11 protein-coding genes are annotated in these 9,751 nt (G+C 62.4%); 4 read left to right on the top strand and 7 right to left on the bottom strand.

From position 1 onward, the window contains the following. Window positions 1-1,063: DUF2793 domain-containing protein (locus OB03_RS07295; protein ID WP_461343682.1), on the bottom strand; the 1,063-nt coding region annotated here is incomplete at its 3' end. 181 nt (window positions 1,064-1,244) lie between these two features. Between OB03_RS07295 and OB03_RS07290 the strand changes: the two genes are divergently transcribed. Beyond that, window positions 1,245-2,213, top strand: a complete 969-nt coding sequence (locus OB03_RS07290; RefSeq protein WP_461343681.1) for an endonuclease/exonuclease/phosphatase family protein — start codon at window positions 1,245-1,247, stop codon at window positions 2,211-2,213. On the opposite strand, the gene OB03_RS07285 is transcribed toward OB03_RS07290, so the two are convergent. The 6 genes from OB03_RS07285 to OB03_RS07260 all read right to left on the bottom strand — a co-directional run bounded on the left by OB03_RS07285 (window position 2,179) and on the right by OB03_RS07260 (window position 7,111). Beyond that, window positions 2,179-3,399 (bottom strand): CCA tRNA nucleotidyltransferase, encoded by a 1,221-nt coding sequence (locus OB03_RS07285; RefSeq protein WP_461343680.1) that lies wholly within the window; start codon window positions 3,397-3,399, stop codon window positions 2,179-2,181. The genes OB03_RS07290 and OB03_RS07285 overlap by 35 nt on opposite strands. Then, window positions 3,396-4,037, bottom strand: a complete 642-nt coding sequence (locus tag OB03_RS07280) for a CoA pyrophosphatase (RefSeq protein ID WP_461343679.1) — start codon at window positions 4,035-4,037, stop codon at window positions 3,396-3,398. The genes OB03_RS07285 and OB03_RS07280 overlap by 4 nt, the downstream gene beginning before the upstream one ends. After that, entirely contained in the window at window positions 4,034-4,609 is a 576-nt protein-coding gene (locus OB03_RS07275; protein ID WP_461343678.1) for a DUF1285 domain-containing protein, read from the bottom strand. Before OB03_RS07275 ends, OB03_RS07280 begins: the two co-directional genes overlap by 4 nt. 52 nt (window positions 4,610-4,661) lie before the next feature. Then, window positions 4,662-5,174 (bottom strand): GNAT family N-acetyltransferase, encoded by a 513-nt coding sequence (locus tag OB03_RS07270; RefSeq protein WP_242913123.1) that lies wholly within the window; start codon window positions 5,172-5,174, stop codon window positions 4,662-4,664. A 102-nt stretch (window positions 5,175-5,276) separates the two neighbouring features. Continuing rightward, the gene (locus OB03_RS07265) at window positions 5,277-6,041 is read right to left on the bottom strand and encodes an enoyl-CoA hydratase (protein ID WP_242913122.1); all 765 of its coding nucleotides are present in this window, start codon (window positions 6,039-6,041) and stop codon (window positions 5,277-5,279) included. Continuing rightward, window positions 6,038-7,111, bottom strand: coding sequence for an MBL fold metallo-hydrolase (locus tag OB03_RS07260; RefSeq protein WP_461343677.1), 1,074 nt, complete (start codon window positions 7,109-7,111; stop codon window positions 6,038-6,040). The genes OB03_RS07265 and OB03_RS07260 overlap by 4 nt, the downstream gene beginning before the upstream one ends. 142 nt (window positions 7,112-7,253) lie before the next feature. Here OB03_RS07260 and OB03_RS07255 point away from each other — a divergent pair, with 142 nt between their 5' ends. From OB03_RS07255 to OB03_RS07245, 3 genes are all read left to right on the top strand, one after another. Continuing rightward, window positions 7,254-8,234, top strand: coding sequence for a hypothetical protein (locus OB03_RS07255; RefSeq protein ID WP_242913120.1), 981 nt, complete (start codon window positions 7,254-7,256; stop codon window positions 8,232-8,234). 105 nt (window positions 8,235-8,339) lie between these two features. Then, window positions 8,340-9,125 carry an exodeoxyribonuclease III gene (xth, locus tag OB03_RS07250; protein ID WP_461343676.1) on the top strand — a complete coding sequence of 262 codons (786 nt, stop codon included), beginning with the start codon at window positions 8,340-8,342 and terminating at the stop codon, window positions 9,123-9,125. Between the two features lie 2 nt (window positions 9,126-9,127). After that, window positions 9,128-9,688, top strand: a complete 561-nt coding sequence (locus OB03_RS07245) for a hypothetical protein (RefSeq protein WP_242913118.1) — start codon at window positions 9,128-9,130, stop codon at window positions 9,686-9,688. Window positions 9,689-9,751 lie beyond the last annotated feature (63 nt).

The following is a 9,751-nucleotide window of genomic DNA, read 5'->3' as shown; positions in this document are numbered from 1 at the left end:
GATTGGTGGGAAGGCCGGAACTGGCCATGCCACCGGTCCCCCAGCCGCCAGCACCGCCCTGTCCCGCAGTGCCCCCGCGCCCGCCACTTGCCTTCAGGACAAGGTGGCCGTGGGTCGTGATGGTGGTGTCACCGCCATGCGCGCCCGAAGTGGTGCCGCCGGTGCCCACAACGATGTTCAGCGGCCCGAGGTGCTCGGCAGCCCAGATGGCATGGCTGACCCCACCCGCACCGCCACCGCCACCACCGTGACGCACTGTGGCCGCTGTGCCGGACATACCCTCGGCACCCGCTCCGCCCGCCCCTATGCAAACCGCCTCGACCCAGCGTGCCCATGCCGGAACGCTCTGTGTGGCGGACGACGCTACAACCACCGTCTCGCGCCGCGAGGCGCCGGAGGCAAACCAGACCCGTCCCGTCGAGCGATCGACGCGCAGCGCTTCGTTCCACGTCGTACCGTTGGCGCTGACTTTGAACCTGAAATCGTCGTCGCCCATCAGGCCGATTTCGGCGCGACCGCTCCATTGGCTTTGAAACAGGATTGATCCCGTATGGCTCGGCCCCTGCTTGTTGAGGGTGAACCGCAAGTCGCCGTCGCCATCATCTTCAGTGGGTCGTGCGGCCCACAAAGCCTTGTTCAGACGTGCGCTGAACGCATTCGTAGCGTCGGCCTCGGCCCCTACGCCCAAGCGATCAACCTGCAAAATCCCGCCTAGCGTCTCGCCCAGCCCCCGCCATGCCTCTTCGGCACGCACCAGAGTGACGCCTTCGTCCAGCACGCTCACCAGCATGCCGGAGAGCGGCTCCACCTTGACCCAGCCGCCCACGTCGGCCCGCACCAGATCACCCGCGGCCATTTCCGCCCAAGCGCCTGACGGAGTATCGCCCACCAGATAAAGGTCGCCTTCCGTAACCACGCTCGGCGGGCTGGAACGGGTGCGGCTGACCACCGCCGTTTGCACTAGAGCATCCAGACGGGTGAGCGCCTCGTTCACCGTCACATGTTTCTGCAGTTGGCCCGCCATCACATAGGGCAGGCCCAACCGCGCGCTATCGTCCGTCATTCACGGCCTCCGTTGTTCGTCGGAATCCAGCATCCGCCGCCCGCCCGCCAAGGCGCGCAAATGGGCGCAAACGTCGCCCAATCCCTTATTTCAACGAGGTTTGCGCGCGGCGGTTAGGACAGACAAAGTTGGAAACCTGCCATGCTTGGAGCGCTCCGGAGTTTCGGCTATCGCTGCGGACATGACGAAAGCCCGCGCCGCTATCCGGATTATTCTGAACCTGCTGGCCATGGGCATCACACTGATCCCGCTTGGCGTGGCCTTGGCCGCTTTGAGCCAGAGCGAACATCGCTGGCCGGACCTGGCCAATCATTTCGTCGCTCCGGCCCTGCTCGCCTGTGTAGCGTGGGCCGGACTGCTGGCTTTGCTACGCCTGCGGCCTTCGGCACTGTTCGCGACCTTTACCGCCGTTATGCTGACCGTCGCGGTCTGGCCCCAATGGTTCCCCGCTCAGGCCAAGGCCGATGCAGAGTCCGAAACGATCACTGTCTATTCGGCCAATCTTTGGGCACGAAATACCGACGTGGCCGCAATGGCTGCCTCCATCGCCGAAGCTGATCCCGACATTGTACTGCTGGTCGAAGTGGGCGAGGCCCCCGCAGCCGACCTCGACATCCTGCTGCCGGATCATCCCCATCGCGAGGTATCGATTGTCGGCAACCGGAACGTAGCCCCCGCCCGCGCTCTGGTCGCCAGCCGCTGGCCCATCAAACCTATCAAGGAGAACACCAAGGACCAATTGTTCTCCGCCTCGGCCCGCATCACCACTCCGCTGGGCCGCATCGGCTTCATGGCCGCGCACCTAACCCGCCCGTGGCCCTATCGTTATCAGCACGCCCAGATTACTCAGGCCGAAGACCTCGCCATCGCCCGCGAAAAACTGGGCGATGACGCCATAATTGCCGGCGATTTCAACTCTGTTTCGTCCGGCCGTATCGGACGCCAGATTCAGCAATCGAACGGCATGATACCCGCAGGGGGCTTCCCCGGAACATGGCCCGCCAAAGTGCCCTCGCCCGTAGCGATCACCATTGATCAGGTGTGGCATTCACCCGAACTGGTTGTGGTCGAGAGGAAACTTGGAAGACGCAACGGCTCGGACCACCGCCCCGTGATCACCCGTTTCCAGCGGGCACGATCTGTCGAATAGCCTGCGCCAGACGTTCATGATGGCCGTGCGCGGGAAAATCATCTGCGATCCACGACGCTTGGAACGCCTTGAGTATCTGCCCTGTCATAGGACCAGCCTTGATCCCCAAGTCCGCCAAATCCCGACCGCCCACCGGCATGGGTGGCGGAACCCAGTCGCGCGCCATCTCGCGCAGTGCCGCATAGGGGGCCAACTGCGGTGAACCGGCCTCAGCCAATATCGAACGATCGGCGAAAGCCTGCGCCCCGGCCTGCCAGATCACCTCGCGGGCCTGCTTGGCATTAAGATCGCTCGGCAAGGGTATGATCGCCGCCAGCCAGCGATCCCGCTGATGGTTCGACAGACGCAAACGCTTGGCTTCGTCGGTCGCGACCCTCTGATCGCGCGGCAACAAGGCCGCAAGCCGCAACAGGGGATCGCCACTTATACCCGCGACAGCCCTGAACAGCGAAGTTTCCAGCTTGGGCAGCAGAACACCCAGCACACCCGCATCCATCATGGCGTCCACAGCCGGAACCGGATCAGGGGCAGCGAGTAGCTTCAGCAGTTCTTTGGAAATCCGCTCTGCTGAAAGGGTCGCGACGCCTTGTGCCAAGGCCGAACATGCAGCATGTCCTGCCGCATCGACCGGACCACGGCCATACCATGCCCAGAAGCGGTAGAACCGCAGAATACGCAGATAGTCTTCACGGATACGCTGCTCGGCCTCCCCTACAAAGGCGATACGGCCTGCCAGTGCATCATCCAATCCGTAGCCGGTCGGGTCGAAAATCTGCCCCGTGCCGCTCGCGTAAAGGGCGTTCAGGTGGAAGTCGCGACGCGCCGCATCTTCGGCCCAATCCTTGGTGAAGGCGACGACCGCGCGGCGGCCATCAGTTTCGACGTCACGCCGCAGCGTAGTGATTTCGTAGGGTCGCCCCTGCACCACCGCGGTGATGGTCCCGTGTTCGATCCCGGTCGGCACGGCGCGTATCTTCGCCTGCTTCAGCGCCGCCAGTACCTCGTTCGGCAAAAGCTGGGTGGCGATGTCGACATCATCGACCGGCGCGCCCAAAATCGCATTCCTGACGCAGCCGCCCACATAGCGCGCACAGTCTTTCCCGCCCGCGACCTCCAGGGCAGCGATGACGGCCTTCGAGCTCTCTGCCGACAGCCATTCCTGTGCGGTTAGATCAGGCGTGCTCACGCCACCTTGTCCTCATACAGCCGGTCGCACAGACGGCGTAGAATGCCCGCCGTCACGCCCCAGATGTAGTGCTCGCGGTAAGGCATGGCCCAGAACCAGCGCCGCGGCTGACCTTCGCTGTCATAAAAGTCGCGACGATGGTTGGCCGGATCCATCAAGAAGTTCCACGGTGCTTCGAACACCTCGGCCACTTCGGCGGGTGACGGTTTCAGGCTCGGCTCGCCCTTCAGCCAGCCAACCACCGGCGTGACAGCGAAGCCTGTGCCGGTCTCATAGCCATCGCCGACTCCCAGCACCTCGACCAGTGCAGGGTCCAGCCCGACCTCCTCCCACGCTTCACGCAAGGCGGCATCGACTGCCGTCTCGCCGGGATCGAGACGCCCTCCGGGAAAGGCGATCTGTCCAGTATGGCTCGCCAGAGAGTCGGAGCGTCGGGTCATCAGGACAGTGGGCCCTTCAGGGCGCTCCATAACCGCGATCAGGACCGCAGCGGGACGCAGCGTCCGCTCGGGGCGCTCCATCTCGTGGTTCAGATCGAAGTCGGAAAAGCGCGGCGCACTCTCGAGCCTCCAGTCAGACGGCGCTCCCAGACGCGCAACCAGCAGCGCGCGCAACGCCTGCGACTGCGCCTCGGTCAAAGCCCTGCCCCTTTTGGCCCCAGCGCAAACACCGAATTACCGGAGCGGACAGCCAAAGCACCGTCAATCTCCTCGGCACGTTCCACCAGATCGTAGAAGACAGAGCGGACGATGCGCGCCCACAGGTCACCGCGTATATGGACGCGCGGTGACGGTTCGCCCGTCGCGGCGTCCGTCTCGACGACAATGGCGCGTTCAGCACCGGCGATCGCTTCGTCACCCTGATCGGTCGTGAACACAAGTTGCCCGCCCTCTTCACGCACCGCGACGGCGCGGAACGGCAGGTCTTCCACCTCTATCTTCAGCTTCTCGACGGGCGTCACCAGATGGTAGCCGTCCGGATCCTTGCGAAGGATGGTGCTGAACAGTCGGACAAGCTCTGGGCGGCCAATCGGCGACCCTTCATGCATCCACACACCATCGGCGCGGATAAGGATGTCGATGTCGCCACACTGCGCCGGATGCCAGAGATGCACCGGCGGCAGCCCTCTTCCCGGTGCCTGTTTTGCGGCATCGGCCATAGCCTGAAGCGAGGAGATAGACTTTTCCGGTTTGTCCGTCGGATTCTGCATACGCAGAATATGGGCAGCAATGGCCGCTATTTGAAGCCGTATTTGCGCGGGCTCAGTCGACCGGCCGTACCGGACCGTCTGGCGACACATCCGTCAGGGGCAACCACATGACGCGGGCGGCATTCACAGGGCCGCTGAAAACAGCCTTGGGTGCCGGCTTGAAACCAAAGCGCTCGAAATACGGCGGATCACCGATGAGCAAAATACCGTCCAAGCCGAGATCGCGGGCTTCCTCGATGCAGCGCGCGACGAGCTTGCCGCCCAGACCCGTGCTGCGGATGGTTTTCGCGACCGCGATGGGGCCAAGGAACGCGCCTCGCGCCTGACCGGACGTCACCGACCAAAGGCGCACCGAGCCGATCAGTGCCCCATCGTCATAGATGGTGAAACCCGACAACATTGCCGACTGTTCGCGCAGGCGCTCTGCAGTCTTGGCAAAACGCCCCGGACCGAAGGCCGCCATAACCAGTGCATCCACGGCCACTGCATCGACCGCAGACTCGCGCTCTATCGCCACCACGGCGGGGGCGGTCGTATCAGACGGGAACGCGTGCACTGTTTTCATGGGCGCGCACTAGGACCAAGCGCCACACGAATCAATCATCAATTGATCGGATGCCCGCCAAATCTGGATTACAGCAAAGCTAAGCTGTGGGTTATCAGCCCCTTAGCCGAAATTCGGCTGTCGCTTCTGCATAAAGGCGGTGAAGGCCTCCAGCGCCTCGGGGCTCTTCATCTGGTTAGAGAAGATTTCGCCTTCGCGCTGCATCAGGTCCCACATGCCTTCCGCATCGCGCATCAACCGCTTGGTTTGGCGCACGGCATTCGGCGCGCGCTGGGCCAGACGTTCAGCAAAATCGCGCGCCACCGCCTCGACCGCCGCCATTGGCACCGCGCGGTTGGCCAGACCCCATTCATAAGCCTGCCCGCCGTCGATCGTCTCGCCCAGAGCGAACAGTTCAAACGCACGCGGGTGGCCGATCACGCGGGGCATCAACAGCGTCGAAGCCGCCTCGGGGACCAGCGCCAGATTGATGAACGGTGCAGAGAGTTTCGCATCCTTGGCGACCACCACGATATCGCAATGTAGCAGCATGGTGAGACCCACACCCACAGCGCGACCGCGCACAGCGGCCACCAGCGGCTTGTCCAGATCCGCCAGCGCCTTCAGGAATTTGAACACGTCGCTGTCGACAAGATTGCCGTCCACCTGACCCAGTCGCATGAAGTCGGCGATGTCGTTACCGGCAGTAAAGCTGTCGCCCTCTGCGGCCAGAAGCACAGCACGCACGCTGTCGTCCTCGCGGGCCTGCTGGAAGGCTTGCGTCATGCCCAGGTACATCGCCTGCGTGATCGCGTTCATCTTGTCGGCGCGGTTCATCACCACGAACATCACGCCATTCTCGACGCGCGTTTTGATCAAATCGGTCACTGGGCTTCCTCCACAATCTTCCACCAGTCCACGCCGTCACTATCGCGTTCACGCACGACCCGACCACGGGCTTCGAGATAATTCAAATGTGCAAGCGATTCTGCGGTCGCCATGCCTAAAACTTCGGGCCCGATACTGCGGGCAAACAGCGCACCGAACACGTCGACCGCGCGGCACGGTTGCTTCAGCGAACGCTCCAGCCGCTTTAGCCCTACCTCATGCCCGCGCAACAGCGCCTCGAGGCGCGAGGTCACGCCATAGAACGGCTCGCCGTGCGAAGGCAGGATCAGAAGATCATCCGGCAACATCGCCTTCAGGTCTTCCAGCGACCGCAGCCATTCATCCAGCGGATTGGCCTGCGGCTCGGTATCCCAAACGCCGATGTTCGAAGAAATCTTGGGCAGGATCTGGTCGCCCGCGATGAAGACGCCGTCGTCCTTGCGCCACAGACAGACATGTTCAGGGCTGTGCCCCTCGCCCGTCACCACACTCCACACACGGCCACCAATGGTAAGCTCATCGCCGTCCTTAAGCCTGATGAACTGCGCAGGAAGCGCCGATACGGTCTTGGAGAAACGGCCACGTCGCGTTTTCCAGCGCGTGATCTCGTCCTCGCTCCATCCGGCTGCGCGATAAAACACCTCGGCCTCTGACGAAGCGGGGGCGGCATCTTCTGTGATGTAAAACTGGGCCGAAAGGTATTCCAGTCGTGACATCAGCAAGGGTGCGCCGCTTCGCGCACATAGCCACCCCGCACCGCCCATGTGATCCGGATGCATATGGGTGACTACCACGCGACTAATCGGAAGATTTTTCAGCGCGCCTGCGAGGGCTGTCTCCCATGCTTCGCGGCTGGGGTCGGTAAACAGCCCCGTATCGACAATGACCCAGCCCTGCCCGTCCGCTATCGCGAAGACATTGATGTGGTCCAAGGCCATGGGAAGCGCGAACCGCAGCCACAGAACACCGTCTGCCACCTCGATCGCCTGCCCGGCTTCGGGCAGCGCTGGTTGAGGATAGGTGAGACCCCGCTCTACGCGCGTCAGGTCCGGGGAGGTCCCGTCGGCCAAGTCCGTCTCCAATCGAAACTATGCTTCCGACTTGTCAGATTTTCTTTCGCCGGTCCAGTGTCCGACCCCAATCTTGCCTTGACCCTGCGATTTCATGCAGCCAAGGCTGCACCAGAAATTTATGAGGCGAGGAGTTTACCCAGTGTCCTACCGTTCCAAGTCGCAAGCTTTGTGCGTCGCCGCCAGCTTGGCCCTGTTGACCATTGCACCGGCGTCGGCCTTTGCCGCTCCTGCCATGCAGGAACAGCGCAGCCAAGCCGGTGACGTACGCCCGAACGCTGAACGCGTACAACCGGGTCGTCTGCAAAACCGCGAACAACAAGGCCGTCGCCGTCAGCAAGCGGCTGCTGCACCGGCTGCTCCGTCGCCCGAAGAAGTGCTGGCCGAAGCCCAAGGCATCCTGACCGCGAACAGCGTCCGCTGCCAGCCGACCGAAGCCAAGCTGCTCGGCGTCACGGCCGAACAGCAAAAATTCTTCGAAGTCGCCTGCGCCAATGACTTCGGCTTCATGCTGGTGACCACCGATCCGGTGACCATCGTTGACTGCTACGAAAACGACACCACCCAGGCCCGCCAAAAGGCTGCCAACCCGGAAGTCGTTCTGGGTCCGAAATGCTCCCTGCCGGCCAACGCCAACTATGACACCGTCATCGCCAACATGGCTCGCGAAGCCGCTGTGCCGTGCGCCGTGAACGAGTACGCTCTGATCGGCCGCAAGGGCGAGAACTTCGTCTATGAAGTCGGCTGCGAAGGCGTCGAAGGCTATCGCATCAACCGCAAGGCTGGCGGCGGCTGGGAAGTCGATTCCTGCCTCACCCTCGCTTCGGCCAATGTGACCTGCAACTACACCACCAAGGACGAGCAGATCGCCACGGTGAAGACGTGGTTCGCCGGTTCGGATGCGGCAGCCTGCGACATCGCCGACGTGCGTTTCATGGGTTCGAACCCGAACGGCGGCTTCTATGAAGCCAAGTGCAACGGCACCGATGGCCTCATCGCTCGCCTGAACAACGAGCATGTCGTGCAGCAAGTCTATCCTTGCGCCGAAGCCGCTCAAATCGGCGGTGGCTGCAAGCTGACCGATGGCGCTCCGCAAGGCAGCAACGTGCCGGCCCAAGACTGATCCTAGCGGTCATTCTGATGGAACAGACGCCGTCGGGGGATCACCCCGGCGGCGTTTTTCTTTTTGTCTCTTCCGGTTGCCGTCTCGTCGGCCTAATCAAGACCTATGCGTATTGCCACTTGGAACGTGAACTCGGTCAACGCCCGCCTGCCTACCGTGCTGGCGTGGCTTGAAGCCGCTCAACCCGACGTCGCCTGTTTTCAGGAGATCAAGTGCGTGGACGAGAAGTTCCCGCGTGAAGCCTTTGAAAGCCTTGGCTACAACGTCGAGACACACGGCCAGAAGAGCTATAACGGCGTGGCACTACTGTCCAAATTCCCGATGTCAGACGTCGTTCGCGGCCTGCCCGGTGACGAGAACGACGAACAGGCGCGCTATATCGAGGCACTGATCGAAAGCCCCACACCGGTCCGGGTAGCGTCCATCTATCTGCCTAACGGCAATCCGATCGACACCGACAAGTTTCCGTACAAGCTGAACTGGTTCCAGCGCCTGCACGACCGCGCCAAGGAGCTGCTGTCGTTCGAAGAGCCGCTGGCCCTATGCGGCGACTACAACTGCATCCTGACCGCCGACGACGCGGCCAAGCCTGAAGACTGGGTCAATGACGCCCTGTTCCAGCCGGAAACCCGCGCTGCCCTCAAGGGCATGAAATGGCTGGGTCTTTCAGATGCCCACGAACTGGGTAACGAACCCAAGGGCACCTATACCTTCTGGGATTATCAGGCCGGAGCGTGGCAGCGGAACAATGGTATTCGCATCGACTACGCCCTACTGTCTGCGCGAGCAGCGGACCGATTCCGTGGGATTGAAACCCACCGCGACGCCCGCGATATGGAAAAGCCCAGTGATCACGTTCCGGTGGTCGTGGACCTAGATTTGGAGGGGTGATCATGGGGGAGACGTTCAGGGCCATATTACTGGTCGCCCTGATCGCCGCCTTTGCGACCACCACCTTCTTCTTCCTGTCATGGTGGATGGAGTCCGAGCGGCGTCTGCGCAGGGCGATGAAGAATGCACTGTCCGGCACGCCGGACATGCAGGCTATCGCGCCAGCCGAGGGCAAGGCTGCGGGCCTCGACCTCGACAACGAGCAACTGGCCGTTCTCTGGAACAAAGGCTCCATTGGTCTGGTCTTCGAATACCCCGAGATCGAGGGCGCAGAGGTGATCGTTGATCGCCACGTCGTCGCCCGTGTGCGTCGCCATCTGGGTCGCAATGATCTTGATGTGCTGGTCGAGGATGCCGAAAGCGTCATCCTTCGCCTGATGTTCCGTGACCCGCACTGCCCCGAATTCGAAATCAGTCTGTGGCGGGCCCACTGGAGCGCACCGGAAGGCGGCCCTGCGGCCAATAACACCTCTTCCGGCCCTCAACTGACAGGCTCGGCCAACGAGGGCCTCCGTCTGGCCCGACGCTGGCTGGCGCACATCGAAGCGGTCGTGAAGGGTTAACCACCCTTCCCGTCCGTTGCACGGACCGCTAGAAACAAACCAACTCCTCAACCGCTATTATTT

The sequence above is a fragment of the Brevundimonas sp. GN22 genome, from assembly GCF_054824005.1.
This window is presented reverse-complemented; position numbering and strand designations above follow the sequence as displayed.